The 19781-nt window shown below is 34.9% G+C and carries 22 protein-coding genes; 9 read left to right on the forward strand and 13 right to left on the reverse strand.

Going from position 1 to position 19781, the window contains the following annotated elements:
• Window positions 1-2 precede the first annotated feature (2 nt).
• The 3 genes from ACYT6F_RS02410 to ACYT6F_RS02420 form a co-directional block, all read right to left on the reverse strand.
• A complete protein-coding gene (locus ACYT6F_RS02410; RefSeq protein WP_472599725.1) occupies window positions 3-1082 on the reverse strand; it encodes an FUSC family protein in 1080 nt (359 codons plus the stop codon).
• 1 nt (window position 1083) lies between these two features.
• Window positions 1084-1851: a nucleoside triphosphate pyrophosphohydrolase gene (mazG, locus tag ACYT6F_RS02415; RefSeq protein ID WP_263601498.1), complete on the reverse strand. Its 768-nt coding sequence runs from the start codon at window positions 1849-1851 to the stop codon at window positions 1084-1086.
• A 1271-nt stretch (window positions 1852-3122) separates the two neighbouring features.
• A complete protein-coding gene (locus tag ACYT6F_RS02420) occupies window positions 3123-3647 on the reverse strand; it encodes a hypothetical protein (protein WP_472599726.1) in 525 nt (174 codons plus the stop codon).
• A gap of 1035 nt (window positions 3648-4682) precedes the next feature.
• On the opposite strand from ACYT6F_RS02420, the gene ACYT6F_RS02425 reads away from it, so the two are divergent.
• The 3 genes from ACYT6F_RS02425 to ACYT6F_RS02435 all read left to right on the forward strand — a co-directional run bounded on the left by ACYT6F_RS02425 (window position 4683) and on the right by ACYT6F_RS02435 (window position 6902).
• On the forward strand, window positions 4683-4910 hold the full coding sequence (locus tag ACYT6F_RS02425; protein WP_472599727.1) for a helix-turn-helix domain-containing protein: 228 nt from the start codon (window positions 4683-4685) through the stop codon (window positions 4908-4910).
• Window positions 4911-5063: 153 nt separating this feature from the next.
• Window positions 5064-5957 carry a sce7726 family protein gene (locus ACYT6F_RS02430; RefSeq protein WP_472599728.1) on the forward strand — a complete coding sequence of 298 codons (894 nt, stop codon included), beginning with the start codon at window positions 5064-5066 and terminating at the stop codon, window positions 5955-5957.
• Between the two features lie 42 nt (window positions 5958-5999).
• Entirely contained in the window at window positions 6000-6902 is a 903-nt protein-coding gene (locus ACYT6F_RS02435; RefSeq protein ID WP_472599729.1) for a sce7725 family protein, read from the forward strand.
• A gap of 46 nt (window positions 6903-6948) precedes the next feature.
• On the opposite strand, the gene ACYT6F_RS02440 is transcribed toward ACYT6F_RS02435, so the two are convergent.
• The 4 genes from ACYT6F_RS02440 to ruvX form a co-directional block, all read right to left on the reverse strand.
• The gene (locus ACYT6F_RS02440; RefSeq protein WP_472599730.1) at window positions 6949-7416 is read right to left on the reverse strand and encodes a hypothetical protein; all 468 of its coding nucleotides are present in this window, start codon (window positions 7414-7416) and stop codon (window positions 6949-6951) included.
• Between the two features lie 232 nt (window positions 7417-7648).
• The gene (locus ACYT6F_RS02445) at window positions 7649-8212 is read right to left on the reverse strand and encodes a DUF5606 family protein (RefSeq protein ID WP_472599731.1); all 564 of its coding nucleotides are present in this window, start codon (window positions 8210-8212) and stop codon (window positions 7649-7651) included.
• 101 nt (window positions 8213-8313) lie between these two features.
• Window positions 8314-8886, reverse strand: a complete 573-nt coding sequence (gene def, locus ACYT6F_RS02450) for a peptide deformylase (RefSeq protein WP_029298725.1) — start codon at window positions 8884-8886, stop codon at window positions 8314-8316.
• Entirely contained in the window at window positions 8883-9299 is a 417-nt protein-coding gene (gene ruvX / locus ACYT6F_RS02455; protein ID WP_472599732.1) for a Holliday junction resolvase RuvX, read from the reverse strand. Before ruvX ends, def begins: the two co-directional genes overlap by 4 nt.
• A 113-nt stretch (window positions 9300-9412) precedes the next feature.
• Between ruvX and ACYT6F_RS02460 the strand changes: the two genes are divergently transcribed.
• Window positions 9413-9892 (forward strand): SixA phosphatase family protein, encoded by a 480-nt coding sequence (locus ACYT6F_RS02460; RefSeq protein WP_472599733.1) that lies wholly within the window; start codon window positions 9413-9415, stop codon window positions 9890-9892.
• 1071 nt (window positions 9893-10963) lie between these two features.
• Here ACYT6F_RS02460 and ACYT6F_RS02465 read toward each other — a convergent pair.
• Window positions 10964-12508 (reverse strand): serine hydrolase, encoded by a 1545-nt coding sequence (locus tag ACYT6F_RS02465; protein WP_472599734.1) that lies wholly within the window; start codon window positions 12506-12508, stop codon window positions 10964-10966.
• Between the two features lie 368 nt (window positions 12509-12876).
• Between ACYT6F_RS02465 and ACYT6F_RS02470 the strand changes: the two genes are divergently transcribed.
• Genes ACYT6F_RS02470 through ACYT6F_RS02485 form a run of 4 tightly spaced genes read left to right on the forward strand, consistent with a single transcriptional unit; the run spans window position 12877 to window position 15275 of the window.
• Window positions 12877-13374: a metallophosphoesterase family protein gene (locus ACYT6F_RS02470; RefSeq protein ID WP_472599735.1), complete on the forward strand. Its 498-nt coding sequence runs from the start codon at window positions 12877-12879 to the stop codon at window positions 13372-13374.
• A 26-nt stretch (window positions 13375-13400) separates the two neighbouring features.
• Entirely contained in the window at window positions 13401-13895 is a 495-nt protein-coding gene (locus ACYT6F_RS02475; protein ID WP_472599736.1) for a Smr/MutS family protein, read from the forward strand.
• 18 nt (window positions 13896-13913) lie between these two features.
• On the forward strand, window positions 13914-14630 hold the full coding sequence (locus ACYT6F_RS02480; protein ID WP_472599737.1) for a DUF3822 family protein: 717 nt from the start codon (window positions 13914-13916) through the stop codon (window positions 14628-14630).
• Between the two features lie 60 nt (window positions 14631-14690).
• Entirely contained in the window at window positions 14691-15275 is a 585-nt protein-coding gene (locus tag ACYT6F_RS02485; protein WP_472599738.1) for an RsmD family RNA methyltransferase, read from the forward strand.
• A gap of 9 nt (window positions 15276-15284) precedes the next feature.
• On the opposite strand, the gene ACYT6F_RS02490 is transcribed toward ACYT6F_RS02485, so the two are convergent.
• The 3 genes from ACYT6F_RS02490 to ACYT6F_RS02500 are packed head-to-tail and all read right to left on the reverse strand — an operon-like array spanning window position 15285 to window position 16804.
• Window positions 15285-16004, reverse strand: a complete 720-nt coding sequence (locus ACYT6F_RS02490) for a GLPGLI family protein (protein WP_472599739.1) — start codon at window positions 16002-16004, stop codon at window positions 15285-15287.
• Window positions 16005-16061: 57 nt separating this feature from the next.
• Complete coding sequence (locus ACYT6F_RS02495; protein WP_472599740.1) at window positions 16062-16229, reverse strand: PLDc N-terminal domain-containing protein; 168 nt, start codon at window positions 16227-16229, stop codon at window positions 16062-16064.
• Window positions 16229-16804, reverse strand: coding sequence for a hypothetical protein (locus tag ACYT6F_RS02500; protein ID WP_472599741.1), 576 nt, complete (start codon window positions 16802-16804; stop codon window positions 16229-16231). The genes ACYT6F_RS02495 and ACYT6F_RS02500 overlap by 1 nt, the downstream gene beginning before the upstream one ends.
• A 211-nt stretch (window positions 16805-17015) precedes the next feature.
• Here ACYT6F_RS02500 and ACYT6F_RS02505 point away from each other — a divergent pair, with 211 nt between their 5' ends.
• A complete protein-coding gene (locus ACYT6F_RS02505) occupies window positions 17016-17228 on the forward strand; it encodes a hypothetical protein (protein ID WP_472601095.1) in 213 nt (70 codons plus the stop codon).
• A gap of 478 nt (window positions 17229-17706) precedes the next feature.
• Here ACYT6F_RS02505 and murI read toward each other — a convergent pair whose 3' ends face one another.
• On the reverse strand, window positions 17707-18537 hold the full coding sequence (gene murI, locus ACYT6F_RS02510) for a glutamate racemase (protein ID WP_472599742.1): 831 nt from the start codon (window positions 18535-18537) through the stop codon (window positions 17707-17709).
• Between the two features lie 109 nt (window positions 18538-18646).
• Window positions 18647-19771, reverse strand: a complete 1125-nt coding sequence (hemW, locus tag ACYT6F_RS02515; RefSeq protein WP_472599743.1) for a radical SAM family heme chaperone HemW — start codon at window positions 19769-19771, stop codon at window positions 18647-18649.
• Between the last annotated feature and the right edge of the window lie 10 nt (window positions 19772-19781).

The raw sequence follows: 19781 nt of genomic DNA on the forward strand, positions 1-19781 counted from the left end.
ATTTATTTTTTTAATTTTTTAAACTGAAAATAAGAGAACCTGATATTTTTCTCTAAGTTATTAATAATCTGCTGATGATGCAGAAAAAATCCGGCCGCAAGACCGATCAGGCTGCCAATGACTGTATCGATAAGTCTTGCCTGCATCAGCGCTTCAACAGGATGATAAACCGGACTCGCCGTCTCTGCCAGAAGAATCGTTAATGGTGTGATAAAAATGACTGCAAAACCGTAATTCCTAACAATGAGCAGTTCAATAATAAACTGTAACACTGTAATAATGACGATCATTACGATCTTTTCAGGGTTAAATAAAAGAATAATCCACGCAAATCCGATTCCGATAAAGGTTCCTAAAATCCTGTGCATATTCCTTTGTCTTACGTGCTCAAAATTTCTGCCCTGAATAATCGCAACCGCTGCAATCGAAATCCAATAGGTATTGCTAAAATGCAACAGATGGCCGATTATTAAAGTCAGCGCCATGAAGAAACCGATGATGGTACTTTCCACAAATTTGGTATATCTTCTTTTGTTGAATGTTCTTCTCGGTACGGCTACCACTTTGCTTTTTTCAATAAAAACCGAATAAAGAAAAGCCAGAGAACAGGATAATATTGCTCCCATTGCCACAAGTCCTACTCTTGTGGGAATCAGTTCCAAATCAAACGGATACGTACTTGCCATTGCCGCAACCATAATGAAGAAAAAATTTCCCGGTGGCGGAATTTTATAGTAGGAAGAAATAAAATGCGCTAAAAAAGACACTAAGCCCAGTGACAAAGCTCCTGCATACGCATTAAACCCGAAAAATGAACTCACGGAAAATGAAAAAACAATTCCAAAAGCGCATACCGCGAGATGGATCATTCTCTGCGTAATCGGAGCCGAAGTAAAATATAAAATCGTAAGCGCTCCCAAACTGGAAAGTGCGCCGTAGTTAGGCTTTCCGGAAAAATAACCGATGAATAAGCAGCTTCCGATGCAGAGTGCTGCCAGAAAAGGGAAATGCCATTTTCTTTCGGTCTGTTTAAATTCCAGTAAATACTGAAATCTGTGAGGTGCCGGATTCTGTACTTTCATGTTACTGCAATTGTTTTGCTTCTTCCCAAAGAACATCCATTTCTTCCAGCGACAGATCGGCCAGCTTCAGGTTCTTTTCCGAAGCCAAATTTTCCATCTTCTGAAATCTCGAGATAAACTTTATATTGGTTCTTTCCAATGCGGAATCCGGATTGATGCCCACAATCCTGGCGTAATTGATCAGGGAGAAAAATACATCGCCCAGTTCCTGCTCTTTTTTGTCTAAATCTGTTTCATCGTGAAATTCGCGGATCTCTTCATCCACTTTTTTCCACGCATCTTCGGCATCGTGAAATTCAAAGCCGATTCCTTTTACTTTGTCCTGAATCCTGTATGCTTTTACCAAACTTGGCAGACTCTTCGGAACTCCGCCCAGAATGGATTTGTTGCCTTCTTTCAGCTTCAGTTTTTCCCAGTTCTGCTTCACCTCTTCTTCATCTTTTACTTCGGTATCGCCGTAAATATGAGGATGGCGGAAAATCAGTTTTTCATTTAAAGAATTAATGACATCCGCAATATCAAAGCTTTCTTTCTCCGAACCGATCTTCGCATAAAAAACCAGATGCAGCAATACATCGCCCAGCTCTTTTTTGATTTCCTGCAAATCATTCTGCAAAATCGCATCCGAAAGCTCATAGGTTTCCTCCAGCGTCAGATGCCGAAGCGATTCCAGCGTTTGTTTCTGATCCCACGGACATTTTTCCCGCAGATCGTCCATAATATCCAATAATCTTCCGAAAGCTTCCAGTTTTTCCTGTTTGGTATTCATAGTTGAGAATTCAAGTCTTACAAATTTACGGGAAATCTTTTGATGTGCTTCCGTCTTGAAACAAAAGAATGGCTTCGAGAGCCTCAGCCAACTAATTCGAGAGCCTCAGCCAACTAATTCGAGAGCCTCAGCCAACTAATTCGAGAGCCTTAGCCACCTAATTCGAGAACCTCAGCCACCTAAGTTGGGAACTTCAGCCACCGGACCGCTTATTTTATTATGCAAACGCATAAGTCACAGAAGAATTTTAACACATGAGTCACATTAGATAAAAGGTTAAAGCTTTTCACGTATTTCAGAACACATAAGTTTAAAAAATCTTTGGTTTTTTTTATTTGCATAATGAAATTTAACAGTCTGGTGGCTGAGGCTCCCGAAGCCATGTCATCCTCTATGAAAATCCGTGCAATCCGTGGGAAATTTTTAAACCACAAACCGAAGGTTCGACGGAGTCAAAAGTGGCAAAAGATATTATGCTATATAATAAATTATTTTGCTCAACGCTTATAAGCATACAAAAGTTTAAAAATCTTTGATTTTTTTGTTTACATGATGAAATTCAACGGTCTGGTGGCTGAGGCTCCCGAAGCCACGTCATCCTCTAGGAAAATCCGTGCAATCCGTGGGAGATTTTTAAACCACAAACCGAAGGTTCGACGGAGTCAAAAGTGGCAAAAGATATGTATGCCGCTTAAAGAAGTTAAATGCTTGATGCTGAAAAGCTTTCAAAAGTTGAAAATCTTTGATTTTTTTGTTTTACATGATGAAATTGAACAGTCTGGTGGCTGAGGCTCCCGAAGCCACCGCATCATCTGTGAAAATCCGTGTGATCAGTGGGAGATTTTTAAACCACAAACCGAAGGTTCGACGGAGTCAAAAGTGGCAAAAGATATGTATGCGGCTTAAAGAAGTCAAATGCTTGATGCTGAAAAGCTTTCAAAAGTTTAAAAATCTTTGATTTTTTTGTTTACATGATGAAATTCAACGGTCTGGTGGCTGAGGCTCCCGAAGCCACGTCATCCTCTATGAAAATCCGTGTAAATCCGTGGGAAATTTTTAAACCACAAACCGAAGGTTCGACGGAGTCAAAAGTGGCAAAAGATATGTATGCCGCTTAAAGAAGTTAAATGCCTGATGCTGAAAAGCTTTCAAAAGTTTAAAAATCTTTGATTTTTTCTTATGTGTTCTAAAATATTTTCAACTCTATCAAAAATCTTCTGTGACTGATGTGTTAAATATCTTTTGCCACTTTTGCGGTTAAAAAAATAAGCTTACTTTTCCTTTGAAACTCTCTCCACGACCAGCCAGGCGGCATCCAACATTTTCATGAGCTGGAGATACGGAATGATGATCTTCTGTTTCTCTTCACACTTCGAATTTCCCAGCGAGAAACACACCATCGCCGACAGAAACCCATCGAAGTCCCGCAAACTGCAGATGACAAAAGCACTCCGGAATATCTGCACCGGATTTTGGTATTCTTCCGCTGAAAGGAAAGACGGGTTTTGAGAATGGTTTTTATTATGAACTTTAAACGTTTCTTTCTTTGCTTTTTTTGAGATCAGAAAAGAGGCACGAACCAAAGACCGCAACGACAGGTACAAATGGAACACTTCGGCGGGATTTTTTGTAATCCGGGAATTCTTCTGTACCGAATTGTGCATCATCGTGTTGAGCATTTCTTTTACTTCAATCAGGTTGTTGAACTGGAAAAATGCCTCCAGCAATCCAACTGCGGTATGTTTCCGGGTGCCGGACCAGAACCGGGATTCGAAGTCGTTTTTTTTATTTTTCATAATTTTTAATTATCCGTTATTAAGCATCATCGTTTTTAACGCAAAGAGTCGCTAAGATTTTTTTTATAGCCATTGTTTTTAAGTTTGCAAAGTTGCTTCGGCAGGCTCAGCATAAACTGTTTCACTCAGCAATGATACATGTGCTTCAAGAGATTAACAATTGAATAAGCGTTGCTATCATTCTAATATTCATCAGTTATTTTATTTAATATCCCGCTGATTACACAGATTACGCAGATCAGATCATGCGCTTCATCAAATTAGTTAGCAGATAACAATTGAATATGCGTTGCTATCATTCGCTGAACAGAGTGCCGTAGCGATCGTAAATTAACAAGCAATAAAACATTGCTTTGCGATCGTAGCGTTAGATTTCTAATATTCATCCTATTTTTATCAATATCCCGCGGATTGCGCGGATTACGCAGATTAGATGCGCTTTAACTTATTTATCGCAAAGCAAAACAAAGGATCTTGACCTTTTGAAAGGTTATCCAAAAATTTTTCAATCTTAAAGCATACCGGAGCCGGCCTGCCTTTATGGCAGACCATTACCGGATGTTCAAAACAACAATCACTGCGCTGCGCTTTGCAGACCGTGTTCTTTTTTAAATTCCTTTCGGGATGAAAATAATTTGGAAAATTGACAGAAAGCCAGTACTTTTAAGGGATGAGTTTTAGCGTACTTCGGCTTTCCTTTAGGCATAAAGGAATTTCGGAGGTGGTGGTTTTTTGGTAAAGCTGTACCGATTTGCCGCATTTGCGGGCATTTTCGGGATAGCGCTGTGATGATTATGCAGCACGGTTCCGTTTATTCCGGAGGTGCTGAAAACAGCAGGGTTGGGATTTTCTTTCTCATCATCTGTGTATTATAAAATTTTTACCTGAAACCTACCAAAGACTACATTTTGCCGACGTTGTTGGCTTACTATGCGTCTTTTGAATTGGTCTTTCGAGGCTGATCGTTAATTCGCTGATACAAATATAATAACAATTTTTAATTGTGGCAATAAAACCACAATATTTTTTTTTGATATGGATGAAAAATTTGTGACTATCTATAAAACAATCGGTGAAAATCTGAGAGATCAACGAAAAGAAAAAAATCTATCACAACAACAATTGGCAGATTTAGCTGGCAAAATTGATCGATCTAAAATTAGTGATATCGAGAATGGTAAAGAGGATTTCTTGTTCTCTACTCTATTAAAAATTTGTGTTGCGTTGGATTTGAATATTAATCAGCTATTTAAAAAATCTTAATGTGATCAGGAGTTTAATTTATAGTTTTTAATATCGATTTCTGCAGCAAATTTCTCTGATAATTAAGATTTATTGTTACTAAATTTTCTATCAAAAGGCTTAATAAAGCTCTGAAAATAGAAACAGATATATTTTTCAAAATAATTATTATCTTTGAGCATTGATTTAGAAATGAAGATAAAATCAAAACTTTGCAAATCTGAATATATACAAATTTCAAAGCTTTTTTCGTCCGCTTGTTTTAATTCATTAGCAGTACAAGAGGACGAAAGAATTGAATATATTGCACATACTTTTAAGAATTTGTGTTTGGATACTAAAGATTTGACTATTGAAAGTGCATATTCAGAATTCTACAAAATATTAACAAAGAAATATAGAAACGAGTACGTTTTTAAGAATATTATTTTCAAAGATTTAGTTTTAAAAAAACATAAAATAAAAGAATGTGTTACTATTCCCGAATTTAATGTTGGGAGATCAAAAGCTGATCTTGCTGTATTCAATGGCGTTTCAACCGCATATGAAATAAAGTCTGAAATTGATACTACTGATAGATTATTATCTCAGATTTCTGATTATTCAACTTTTTTTGAGTTCGTAAATGTTGTTACATGTGAAAAACATATTAAGAAAGTTGAGAGTTTGGTAGATGAAAGAGTAGGAATAATAATAATTGATGACCATAATAAAGTTACTATTCACAAAGAACCATCTACAAATTTAGCCAATATCACTCACAAATCTTTATTTTATTCTTTGAGAAAAAATGAATATTTGAATGTTATATGCGAAATTTATGGTGGAGTTCCGATAATGCCCAACACTAAAATTTTTGAGTATTGCTTTAATTTATTCAAACAGATTGACATAGAAAAAGCTTATAGAATTACCATAAGTCAATTAAAAAAAAGGCAGCTAAATAACGAACATATCGATTTAATAAATAAACTTCCACTTAGCCTTAAAAGTATGACTTTGCAACATTCTTACAATAGAATAAAATGTGAAAATATTATTAAAAATATGGAAAGAATTATTTTTTAGAATTTTTTTTTATATTAGTTGTCTAATATAAAAACAAAAACCATGTATTTTCCAATTTTAACAGCAAAGCAAAACGAAGTGTTTGCTCTTTATGAACTTCCTCAAAAGGTATTCGAAAACACTATTCCTGTTCTTATTCCACCAAATAGTAAAAATTTAAAATCACAAATTTTAAAACTTACTGAGAAAAATATTTATTTTATTTTGGTGGTAAATCCTCAAAGACCTACATATCCAAAACAAAATGAGATTCAACATGAATTTATAGATGGAGTTTTAAAAGGATATACTAATTATTCTTTAGGTTATATTATTGATAATAAAACTTCCAATTATGATTTAAAAGATTTTTTCAAATCAAACCCTAAGTTAGAAAAATCACTTTTGCATTTTGGTAAGTTTAGCGACATTACTTTCTTAAACAAATTTTCGAAAGCAAAATATGATATTTATTTAATAAATAAAGTTGACGAAGATTATATAAATAATACAGCTTACGGAGAAATAGTTTATATTAAGGATGGATTTCAAAGGAAAGATAGCAACAGAGAATACCCTGAAACCTCTAGTTTTTCCTCTGATCTTTTTAACTTTAGAACAGAGGGAATATCAGGCTTTGGTGATTTTAATATTATCGGAAAAGATGTTAAAGATGGAGGAGGTTCACCATATGCAATTGTTTTACATTTAACTACAATTAAACATCCTGATTTAACAATTTACCATTTTATTTCAGACAGTAATGATGATCAAAAAAATCAAGCAACAAAATTTGTTGAGGCTGCAAAAAAACTTATCAATCATGTTAACACAAATCCAATGTTTGAGGGTGAAGGAATCGCAGATTTCAGAAGATGTTATAAAGAGATGCATTACCCAGGTTTAGGCATTTGTAAGAGGATGTCAATAAAGAATCACATTGAGCAGATTAGTAATGTAATTTAATCAACAAAATTCATAATAATCTTAGCCCGCTTTTTAAGTGGGCTATTTATTTAATCTTTGATAGCATATTAATTTCATAAAATCCGCTTGTGTTTTTTTGAGCAGAAATGCTTATTATCATGCTGTCTTTAACATACATATGTATAAAATATTCATTATTCAACTCTTTTTTACCCATATATTCATATCCAGTTGTTATAACCTCTGATTTTAATTCTTGAATATAATTTTCATTTGCTGATCTTACAATTACAATATTTTTATAGTTGTCAATTATTGGAGACATTACTTTAACATAAATAGCTTCATTGAAATTGTTTTTACCATTATAATATTCAAAATCATTTGATGATTCAGTTCTTTCATATTTTATTTTCTTAAATCCTAATCCGTTTGCTAGATAATCCTCAACATAGAAAGGCTTCATAATATATAAATCATAAATATTACTGAGTTTCAATTGCGCATTAAAGCATAAAGGAAAGAGAAGAATTAAAAAAATTAGTTTTTTCATTTTAGTTAAAAGTTCTTGTTTCAGTCATTTATTTAAGACAAACTAAATCGCTTTAATGATTGTCTGGTTAAAATTTTTAACAAATTTAAATATTTAAATTATTTCTTTTTTGATTATTTGCAAACTTATGTAATTTCCTGTAATATGCTCGACTTCTTATACTGACATTTTATCTCCAACAAAAAACCCCATCAAATCTGATGAGGTTCATATTTTAAGTAAGATAAATCAATTATCCCTGTTTTCTGTGTGTACTTTTCGGAGCGGCTTTGGCTGCAGAAGTTGCTTTTACTTTTGGAGCGACTGGCTTTTCAGCTTTTGGAGCTGCTTTTTTAGGCGCTTCTTTTTCTACGTTTACTTCTTCCGTTGCCGGTTCGCCATCCAGTGTTTCAGGCTCTGCCTTTACAAAGCTTTCCGGAGTGATGTATCCTGCTTTATGAAGGATGTTGTACCACTGCGCCAGTTTTTTGATGTCGGAAGCATATACTCTTTCGGTATCGTAATTCGGAAGAGAAGCCGTCATGAATTCTTTCAGTTCAGCATCAGATGCTTTGTGGTGAATGGCTTCCTTGTAGTCATAGTTTTTGGCAATATTTTCAAAAACTTCGAACAAAGGAACTTCTTTATCAAAAGTGAACATGGCAATATTATCCAACAGGCTCACCTGGCTGGAATTCCCAATGCTAACTTTTTTCTTCGTAGTAACATCTTCAATAATAAATCCGTTTCTTAACTGAGAAACTAATTTGTAAAGTCCTGGTTTTCCTGAAATTGAAATTATTTTTTCTAACAGCATAATTTTATTTTTTGTAAATTCTGCAATCGGCTATTCCACTTCGGCAAGCTTGGTGTGACAGCTTTTTTGCGCTTTCTTATTTTCTTTATTTTTAATGTAAACTATTTTGGAAATCTCATTTTGTAACCGATGCTTACGTCACCCTGGGTAATTTTGGTCAGTTTTCCTTTTACCAGCTTCTTTTTCAGGGCGCTGAGGTGGTCTGTAAACAAAATCCCTTCAATGTGGTCGTACTCATGCTGAATTACGCGGGCTCTAATATCGGAAAAAGTTTCTGTATGTTTTACAAAATTTTCGTCATAATATTCGATCACGATCGTACCTTTTCTCTTCACATCTTCTCTCACATCCGGAATAGACAGGCATCCTTCGTTGAACTTCCACTCTTCCCCGGATTCTTCAAGAATCTTCGCATTGATGAACACTTTTTTGAATTCTGCCAGCTCGTCCTTGATGTCCTCATAATCCTCATCTTCCGCCAAAGGGCTCACATCGATCACAAACAGACGGATATCCAGCCCGATCTGCGGGGCAGCCAACCCAATTCCGTTGGCGCTGTACATGGTCTCAAACATGTTCTCAATCAGTTCCTGCAGGTTGGGATACTCTTTGTCAATATCCTTTCCTACTTTTCTTAAAACGGGGTCACCAAAGGCTCTTATCGGTAAAATCATCTTGTTCTTTGTTCTAAAAAATTCTGCAATATGATGGTTGCGCTTACTTTATCTATTAATCCTTTCTGCTGTCTCTGCTTTTTATTCTTTCCGCTCTGGGAGATAAAAAAAGAAGCCATCCTGGATGTAAATCGTTCATCGAAGCGGTTGACCTTCACGGCTGGAAATTCTTTTTCAAAAATTTCTATAAACTGCAAAATGTCGGTTTCCACTTCGGAGATATTTCCTTTCAAATCTACCGGAAGCCCGATCACGACTTCATCTACTTTATTTTGGCTGAAATATTTCTTTAAAAATTCAGTAAGAAGCGGCGTCGATACGGTATCCAGACCACTTGCAATGATCTGCATATCGTCGGTTGCAGCGATACCACAACGTGCCTTTCCATAGTCTATTGCAAGGATTTGTCCCATAGGTTTGCAAATTTAGTAAATTTTAATGATTTTATTCTAAACACATTTTTTTTATAAATCATGTTTTTATTCCGCTAATTTTTTTATAATTTTAATTTTCTAAAAACGAAAATATGAAGAAACTCATTCTTGTAAGACATGCGAAGAGCGACTGGCCGGAGGAAACGGAAGACTTCGACAGACCATTGGCAGACAAGGGGTTGGAAGAAGCGATGCATATGTCCCGGTTTATGAAAAATAATAATGTAGCGATCGACTACTTCGTGTCGAGCCCGGCGGTGCGTGCACTGAATACCTGCAAAATTTTCAACCAGTCCTACAACATCAACATTACAACGAATGAGAAGCTTTATAACCCTTCAGAAAAGAATTTTGAATCCGTTATCTATGACCTTGACGATAATGTAAATTCCGTAGCGTTTTTCTCGCACAACAACGGGATTTCCAACTTTGCCAATTCTATTTCCGAAGACATCTTCCACTTCCCGACCTGCGGTGTTGCGGGTTTTGAAATCGACTGCAACTCGTGGTCTGAATTTGACGGTGCCAAAAAAAGACTGATGTTCTTCTATGATCCGGGGAAAATAAAATGAAATGATCCGGTGGCTTCGAGAGCCTCAGCCACCGGATCGTTTCATTTGATCATGTAAAAATCAAGATTTTGTGTTCTAAAATATGCGCAAAGCTTTATCCTTTAATCTAATGTGACTTATGTGTTAAAAGCTTTTGTGACTTGTGATTAAAGCTCCACAGACCGCACGGATTTCATAAAGGATGACGTGGCTTCGAGAGCCTCAGCCACCAACTGTTTGATTTCATTATGTGAAAAATCAAAGATTTTAAAAACTCATGTGTTCTAAAATATATGCAAAGCTTTGTTCTTAATCTAATGTAACTTATGTGTTTAAAATGCTTTTGCACTTGTGATTAAAATCTCCCACAGATTTCACAGAGAAATTAACACATCAGTCACAGAAGAATTTTTAAAAATATCGAGAATATTTCAGAGCACATTAGAAAAAAAATCAAAGATTTTTTAAAACTCATGTGTTCTAAAATATGTGCAAAGCTTTGTTCTTAATCTAATGTGACTCATGTGTTTAAAAAGCTTTTGTAGCTTTTGTAATTAAAATCTCCCACAGATTTCACAGAGAAATTAACACATCAGTCACAGAAGAATTTTTTAAAATATCGAGAATATTTCAGAGCACATTAGAAAAAAAATCAAAGATTTTTTAAAGCTTATTTGTTCTAAAATATGCGCAAAGCTTTATTCTTAATCTAATGTGACTCATGTGTTTAAAAAGCTTTTGTGATTTGTGATTAAAGTTCCACAGACCACACGGATTTTCATAAAGGATGACGTGGCTTCGAGAGCCTCAGCCACCAACTGTTTGATTTCATTATGTGAAAAATCAAAGATTTTTAAAAACTAATGTGTTCTAAAATATGCGCAAAGCTTTATCCTTTAATCTAATGTGACTTATGTGTTAAAAGCTTTTGTGACTTTTGTGGTTAAATAAAAAGTTCAAACAAATTAACCAATAATTTTCGGCTAAAGCCTTTTTTCTGCATTCAAAACAAAAGACGGGCTTCCTTCGACAAGCTCAGGATGACATTGCCCGTCCCTATTGATAACCATCCCCTTAATAATTTTTTATAAATTATTTTCGTCTCAAATCCAGATCATCAAAGTCAAAGCTGAAATCGGTAACATCGGAAATCGGTTTTAATCTCGCCGACCGGGCTTTTCCCGTTTCATCGTAATCAAAAATAATATAGGCATCAGCATCATAGCTTCTGTCGTCCCATTTGATGATGAAAGAATTATTGGAATACGGAAGCAGCTCACCTTTTAATCTTGGAGAACTTTTACATGAAACTCTGTAAGCACTTCCCTGCTGCGCAATTTCTACATCGCCGAACCATTGATCATGGTAAGTCCCGGTAAACTGCTCTGCTTTCGGCTGAAGGTTCTTATCTTTCCTGAAAACTTCCGATTTGGCAAAGGCATCTTTTTTCTGTTTGTTAAAACTTTCTTCCATTTTCTTCATCCTTTCGCCGTAGGTTTTCAGCCAGTTTCTGTCGGCCACGCCTAGGTAAGAATCTTTTACGGTATTGGTAATGGTATTAAAAGCCGCTCCGGATTGTTGGTTGGTCAACACCACGATTCCCAGTTTCATATCCGGAATTAAGGTAAACTGCGTCACCGTTCCGATCAATCCTCCCGTATGCTGAACCTGTTTGTGTCCTTTCACGTCACTTAAAAACCATCCCATTCCATATCCGTAGAAGCTGGTATCGTAAGGATTTTTTGGGGCAACTCCGGCCGGAATCTGCAGGCTCCACAGCTGTTGCACATTTTTATCTGAAACTAATTTCTTTCCGTCTTTGGTTGTGAAATTGTTCAGAAGGCATTCTGCCCAAAGCGTCATGTCTTTGATGTTACTCATAATTCCTCCGGCTGCATTGGCCGTTTCGTTCCAGTCGTGAGGAACGGCGATGGCTTTTCCGTCAACAGGAGCGTGTGCATCGATCTTATTGGCAACGGCTTTTGCCCTGTTATAGCTTCCGAAACTGGAAGTCATCCCAACCGGCTTCATGATTCTCTGTTCGATAAATTCGGACCAGCTTAATCCCGAAATCCTGTGGATCACTTCTCCGGCTACAATAAACATGATGTTGTTATAATCTAAAGTTGTTCTGAAAGGGTTTTCAGGTTTTAAATATCTAACATTATGCACAATATCATTTACCGTTAAATTCCCTCCTTCCGGAAAGAACATCAAATCTCCCTGCCCTAAACCTAATCCGGCTCTGTGCGTTACCAGATCTTTAATGGTAACATTCTGCGAAACATACGGATCGTACATCTGGAATTCAGGAATGTATTTTGAAACTTTATCGTCCCAGTTCAATTTTCCTTCATCAGCTAAAATTGCCAGCGCCGTACAGGTAAAACCTTTGGAATTGGAGGCAATCCCGACCAGCGTATTGTCGTCCATCGGCTGTTTTGTCGTTAAAGAGCGTACACCAAATCCTTTTGAGTAAATAACTTTACCGTCTTTAATGATTCCGACTGACATTCCCGGTACATCAAAAGTTTTCAGGGTGTTCTGTACGAGTTCATCCAGTTTTTTCTCTTCAACCTGTGCATTGGCGATGCCAACCGTGAGCAAAAGAAGGAAAATAGAAAGTTTCTGCTTCATTTTTTTTAATTTTTTCAAATGTAGTAAATAAAGCCGTTTACAATCTCCTGCGCTGATCATTTTTATAAAAGTTGTTTAATTAACTTTACTTTTACCGCAAAAGACACAAAGCTTTATTATAAGATTTCGTTAGATAATGAAAATTTTCAAAAGAATAAAGATCAAAAATTTTAAGCCCCGTATGTTCTCTAAATGAGAAGCATAAAATTAATCTTTGCATCCTTGCTTTTAATAAAATCTGAACATATTCATAGATTCTTCATTTCAGAATGCTGCCCAAAATTTTATTCAGAATGACATCCTTATCTATTCAATGAAATGAAATAATTTAATTTTAAACTTATCTTTGTACAAAATTCAATGATTCAATGACAAAAATCCTTCTCCTTTCCGATTCCCATTCATACATTGATGAGCGGATTTTAGAATATGCCGGTGAGGCTGATGAAATATGGCACGGCGGCGATTTCGGGAGCATGGAAGTGATTGAGCAATTGGAAAAACTAAAACCTTTAAAAGGTGTTTACGGAAATATTGACAACGCAAAAATACGGTCTGAATTTCCTGAAGTCAGCCGTTTCTTTTGTGAAAATGTGGAAGTCCTGATGATTCACATTGGCGGTTATCCGGGAAAATATACACCGCTGGCTAAACAGGAAATTGCCGAAAAGGCTCCTAAACTTTTTATTTCCGGGCACTCTCATATTTTAAAGGTGATGTATGATCAGAAAAACAACCTGCTGCACCTGAATCCGGGAGCGTGCGGAAAGCAAGGATGGCATAAGGTAAGAACAATGATGCGTTTTGTGATTGACGGTTCTGAAATCAGGGATCTGGAAGTTATTGAGCTGGGACCGAAGTTTTAAAGTTCAAGGTTTAAAGTTTAGAGTTTATGAAAATTGGTGATAAAGTTTCTGTGGTAGATGAAGATTTGAGCGGGGCTGTAACTTCGGTTAAAGGAAATATTGTGGTTTTCAAAGATGAGTACGGCTTTACCTATCAATATCCTAAAGAAAAGCTGGTTCCAAAAAATTCGGATATATACGAAAATATCAACATTGTGCAAAAAGCGGAACCCAAGAAAAACATTTCGAAAAAACATCAGAAAAATGCGTTGGTTCTCGATCTGCACTTTCATAACCTGGTCAAAAATCCCAATGATTATGATAGTTTTGAAAGGCTTTTCATTCAGAAGGAAAGATTACTCGAAACCTTAAGTTTTTGCAGGAAAAACCATCTTAAAAGATTGGAAATCGTTCACGGGATCGGCGACGGTGTCCTGCAGAGAATGGTTTGGGATATTCTGGAAAGCCAGACCGGACTGGATTTTTACAATAAGGAAATACTTCACCATCAATCGGGTGCTGTAATGGTAGAATTTCACTAAATTTGCAGGAATTGAACTATGAACATACTTAATTTACTTTTCACCAAAGACGGATTAACCTACCAGATTGCGAAAAACAAAAGCATCGTGGAAGAAAAATCCTATTTTAAAGATGAAGAATCTCCGGAGAATCTTATTGCAGATAAACTGGATGAAGTATTGATCAAACAGCGGTTTGATGAAATTCATGTGATTTCCGCACTTAATCATTTTACGCTGATGCCGGAAGGTTTTTCCGAGCATGAAGCCGGATTTGACCTGATTGCGTTTAACGCTCCCGTTGATAAGGAAAAAGAAGAGCTGATGCTCTCGATCAACGAGAAATTCAAGGTTCAGTTTTATTATACATTTCCGAAGAATTTTTATAAAAAGATAAAGGAGCTGGCTTTGCCTGTAAACTTTAATTTTTCGGGCGAAAAGTTCCTGAATTCCATCCAGAATAAAAACAGTAAAGAAATTCATATCAATCTTTATCATAATCAATGTGAATTTTTTGCCATAGACCAGAAGAAAATTATTTTATACAATAACCTGGATGTCAATTCGGAGGTTGATTTTCTTTATTTCATCATGTTTACCTTAAGCAAGATCGGTTTCGGGATTAATGAAACCCATTTCTTTGCTTATGGTGAAACGACGGAAAATGAAACCTTTATTTCAGAACTTCAGAAGTTTGTTAAAACTCTGAAAATCGTATACGATAATATTCCCAATAAAAATTTTATATTAAATTAGACTTGAAAATCAGGTTAAAGCTTATTTTCCTGACAATTTATCGTCTAAAACCCAATACTTATGTACAGAATCATTTCAGGCAAATGGAAAGCCAAGAAAATAGCAGCTCCAAGAAATTTTGATGTAAGGCCCACCACGGACTTTGCAAAAGAGGCGCTTTTCAGTATTTTGGAAAACACCTACGACATGCAGTCGGTTTCCGTACTTGATCTTTTTGCAGGCATCGGCTCCATCACGCTTGAATTTGCTTCGAGAGGATGTCAGGATATCACTTCCGTGGAAATGAATCCGAAACATACGGCGTTCATTAATGCGACTGCTGCTGAACTCGATATGTCTTTGCAGGTGAATGTTCAGCGAGGAGATGTATTCGACTGGCTGAAAAAATTCAGGAATAAAAAATCTTTTGAGATCGTATTTTCCGATGCGCCTTTCGAAATGGAAGAAAAGAAATATCAGGAAATTATCTCGCTGGTTTTAAATAATAAATACCTGAAAGAAAACGGTGTTTTAGTAGTAGAACATCAAAGCAGAATGAAATTTAATCATCCGAATTTAGTAGATACCCGAAAATACGGCAACGTAAGCTTCAGCTTTTTTGAACCGAATAGAGAAGAGGTAACAGAAATACAAAATCAGGAGTAATTTCCTGATTTAATTACTGTTTTCGTTCCTACATAAAAAATCTAACATTGGATCAAAAAAGATTAAGTCATCTTTAGCTTTATCATCCAGTTTAACAACACTCAGCATTTTTTCAATTAGTTTACTATCTATATCTTTTCTATTTCTCCTGAATTCTTTAAACTTTTCCAAAGACATCTCTCGAACATTTTTGTTATCTAAATTGTATAACTGATTATTTACTTTTTTTATAGATACTAATGTGAAATTATAATTGTTTTCCTTATCGGATATTGAGTAAATCAAACCAGGTAGATTTTTAAAAACAAAAGGGCCATCAGGTATTTGCATATCTTTAATATACCATCCTTTCCAAGTCGTTCCATCATAGTTATAGTCAGCCGAGCGTAAATCAAAATTTTCTTCTTTTTTATATTCATCAGTAATTGTCCAGTTCTTTAGATTATCTAAATCACTTTTGATTTTCAGTCCATTCTCGTTTGATATAATATTTACACCATCTCCTCTTTTAGCAACTATAAAATTTCTATGCTCTATTTTAGTAGTATCTACTTCTATTTGTTTTTTATTGATCATATAAAAGTCTGAGTTATTATTATCAATAATTAATTTATAATAATAATCTTTTTTGGATTTATAGTTGAGTTTATAAATAACTTCCAACTTTTGAGATAAAAATAATAATGGAACTAATAAAAGTACTACCAAGAAAGTTTTATATATCTTCATAATTTATCTTTATTAAAAAATCTGCCAACTATAAAATATAGTTGACAGACGCTAACGTTACTTCATTAAATTTTGTTTTTTACTTGCTAAATAAATTAAAGGCCCAATAATGGGGAAAAAGCAAATAAATAAATGCCAGATTAATCTATTTTTATCATTACGTATTTTTAGTAAAACGTAAATAAAATTGATAAAAACAAGTAATAGTAATATAAAAAAAATCATTATTTTGGGGGTTGATTATTATTAGCGGCACAATGGGCTGCAGCAACTGCATAAATATAAGAATTACATTGAGGAGATAGATCACACAGTGATCCTGCTACATCATCGGCTTCTACAATTTGTTTAATTTTCTTTGCTGTTTCTCTGATACATTTTATACTAGGATTCACTATATCATAAGAGGAAAACAAATTGTCTTTTAACTCTACAATTTCTCCGTTATTATAAGATATTTTTATATTTTCTGATGATACATACGAAAATGAAATAGAATTATTCTCAGCTATAGCAACTAAAATTGATCTGTTATTATCAATTTTATATGAATGTAAAATTGTGTTTAATTTTGAAAACGTAACTGTTTTTTGTTGACTGTTTTTCAATTCAGCAAAAGTAACTTTACTCTCTTTTAAGAAATTTAAAAATACTTCTGTATTTTCAAAACTATTTACATTACTAAAGTTTACATTATTAGTAGTGTGTTTTTCTTTTGGTTGTGACTTGTAGTTTAAACCTTCCTTAGCACTTACTAGTCCTGCCATTCCAAGAACGGCGATAAATAAAATTTTTTTCATGTTTTTGTATTTAAAAAATCTGCTTCAAAAATAAATTTTATCTGCGATGCTAAGGTAATAAAAACTCCCCAAATTATATCCCTCTTTAGGTACAAAAGTTATATATTTGTCTGTAAAATAGTACATAATAAGCCATGAGCGTAGGAAAAACATCAAAAGATTAAGGAACAGAGTAGGCAGATCTCAGCAGGAAATAGCAGATCTGCTGGATATAGACAGGAAGACGTATGCAAAATGGGAAGCAGAAACCTGTGAAGTAAAAAGTAACTATATTCCGCAGCTTGCAGATATTTTTCAAGTAGAAATTGCAGATCTGTTTAAGGAAAAAACAACACAATTAAATATTGTCCAAAATTTACAGATAATAATAATTTTATTAATGCAGTTGTATTTCTTACCGATAAAGAAGCGTTGGATAAATTAATGGAAGTATTAGGAAATACCTTAAAAAAGGAAGAATAATATAAATTTTGAAAACATTAATAGGTTTTACTAAAAACGTACGCATGTTTTTCATAAAAGATACGGACGTTTTATTTAAAAGATATGGACGTTTTTAACAAAAGATACGGATGTTTTTGTTTTAATAGATATTTATGTATTTTTTGATAAAATTTATACAGAATAATTTTATTGTTCAACTCTTAAAAACAAATACAAATTCCAATTTATTTTAATTAATTTTTTGGAGCTTTTTCCCGCTTTCCATTACAATCTTTTTTTTGCAAAAAAGGATTTCCATTGCAATCGGGGCTATTTTGACTTACCGAATAATAAATAAATCGTCTTCAATATTCATACATCATGTATTGTTTAGATCCTTTCAGGATGACAAAAAGTAAGATTAGAACTTAAGCAAAATATCAAAAAAGCTGTTTCAAGATGAAACAGCTTTTATTTTTTTATAATACTTTTAATTCCAGATCGATAGTTTTGCCAAAGAATTTCTTTGAGATCTTCTCAAAATTTTTGGTGAGATCCGAAAGGTAAAAATGATAATTTGGCTTAGGATTCTGATCATTCAGCAGATTATATTTATCCAGAATAATTTTCAGATGATTGGCTACAATATTCGGGGAATCGATCACACGGACACGGTTTCCATAATACTGCTTTATTTCATCAATTAACAAAGGATAATGAGTGCAGCCTAATATTAAGGTCTCGATATTTTTAAGTTTACTGTTGCTGAGGTAATTATAAATAATTGCATGCGTAATCGGATGATTTTTAAAGCCTTCTTCAATAGCAGGGACTAATAGTGGCGTTGCCAGCTCATCTACTTTAATCCACTTATTATGCTTTCTTATACTCTTTTTGTACAAGCCCGAATTCACTGTGGCTTTTGTCGCAATTACTCCCACATTATTATGAATTTCATAGGAAACCTTTTCTGCAACAGGATTAATCACGTCAATTACCGGAACTTTTCCCGAAACCGACTGCATGACTTCATTCAAAGCATTTGCGGTGGCGGTATTGCAGGCAATTACGATCGCTTTGCAGTTCTGCTCCAGCAAAAAATTGGTGATCTTTGTAGAATACTCAATGATGGCTTCCCTGGATTTTTCACCGTAAGGAAGATGCTTGGTATCACCAAAATAGATCAGGTCTTCATGCGGAAGAAGTCTTTTGATTTCTTTGGCAACCGTTAACCCCCCCACTCCGCTGTCAAAAATGCCTATGGGCTGCTTTGGTGAAAGATGCGAATAATCGTGCTTTTTCGTTTTCAAAATTGAGCTGAAATTTTATACAAAAATAGTGAAATTGTTGGATGCCTGAAGCCGGATGTCAGAAGTTTTTTACAAACTGTCACTCGGTCTCCTGCTATAAACCTTCTATCTAAACCATAAACAAATCTGCGGCGATTCCGTCTGCCATAAACCAATTCTTTTCCGGAATTTTCACATGATTTTCTTCGATGATCAAAATTCTTTCTTCAAGTTTCTGTTTAATTTCTTTTTGGAAATATTCCAGAATTTCGCCGTTAAATTTTTCATTAAGCTGTGCGAGGTCAACTCCCCAGATTGTTCTTAATCCAATCATAATCATTTCATTAAACTGATCTTTCTGTGAAAGAACTTCTTCTTCTTTAGCCAGGAGATTCGCATTTAATTTTTTAATATATTGCTGATTGTTGGCAACATTCCAGCTTCGTCGATCGAAACCGTTATAAGAGTGCGCCGAAGGACCAATTCCTAAATACTCTTTATACTTCCAATAAGAAGAATTGTGTCTTGAATAAAAACCGGGTTTTGCAAAATTTGAAACTTCATAATGTTCAAATCCGTTATCTTTCAGAAAATCTGACAGGTAATAGAATTCTCTGTTCTGCTCTTCTTCTTTCGGGCTGATTACTTTTCCTTTTGATATCCAGTTTTCCAATGCTGTTTTAGGTTCTACCGTCAAAGCATACGATGAGATGTGGGGAACCTCCAGCGCAATTGTTTTATTCAGATTTTCTTTCCAGATTTCCAGATTGGAAGTCGGCGAACCGTAGATCAAATCAATACTCAGGTTTTCAAAACCGAAATCCTGAGACCTTTTAATGGAGTCTTCTGCTTCATTTGAAGTGTGTGCCCGGTTCATCAGCCTTAAATCTGCTTCAAAAAAGCTTTGAGTACCTATAGACAAACGGTTTACCGGAGAATCAGCCAGACCTTTCAGGAAATTTTTATCAAGATCATCGGGATTAGCCTCCAGGGTAATCTCGATATCATGATCAAAAGTGAAATACCGTAAAACCTCATCAATAAGGGATTTTATTTCATCTGATGAGAGAATCGACGGGGTCCCTCCTCCAAAATACAGGGACTGCAGTTTTTTGTTTTGCAATTCATCCTTACGGAGGCAGATCTCCTTCTTCATAGCAGCAAGCATATCATCTTTAAAATTAAGAGATGTAGAAAAATGAAAGTTGCAGTAACTGCATTTTTGCTTGCAAAAAGGAATGTGAATGTAGATCATAAAAAAAGCC

It is taken from the genome of Chryseobacterium sp. NG-CE01 (assembly GCF_055695505.1).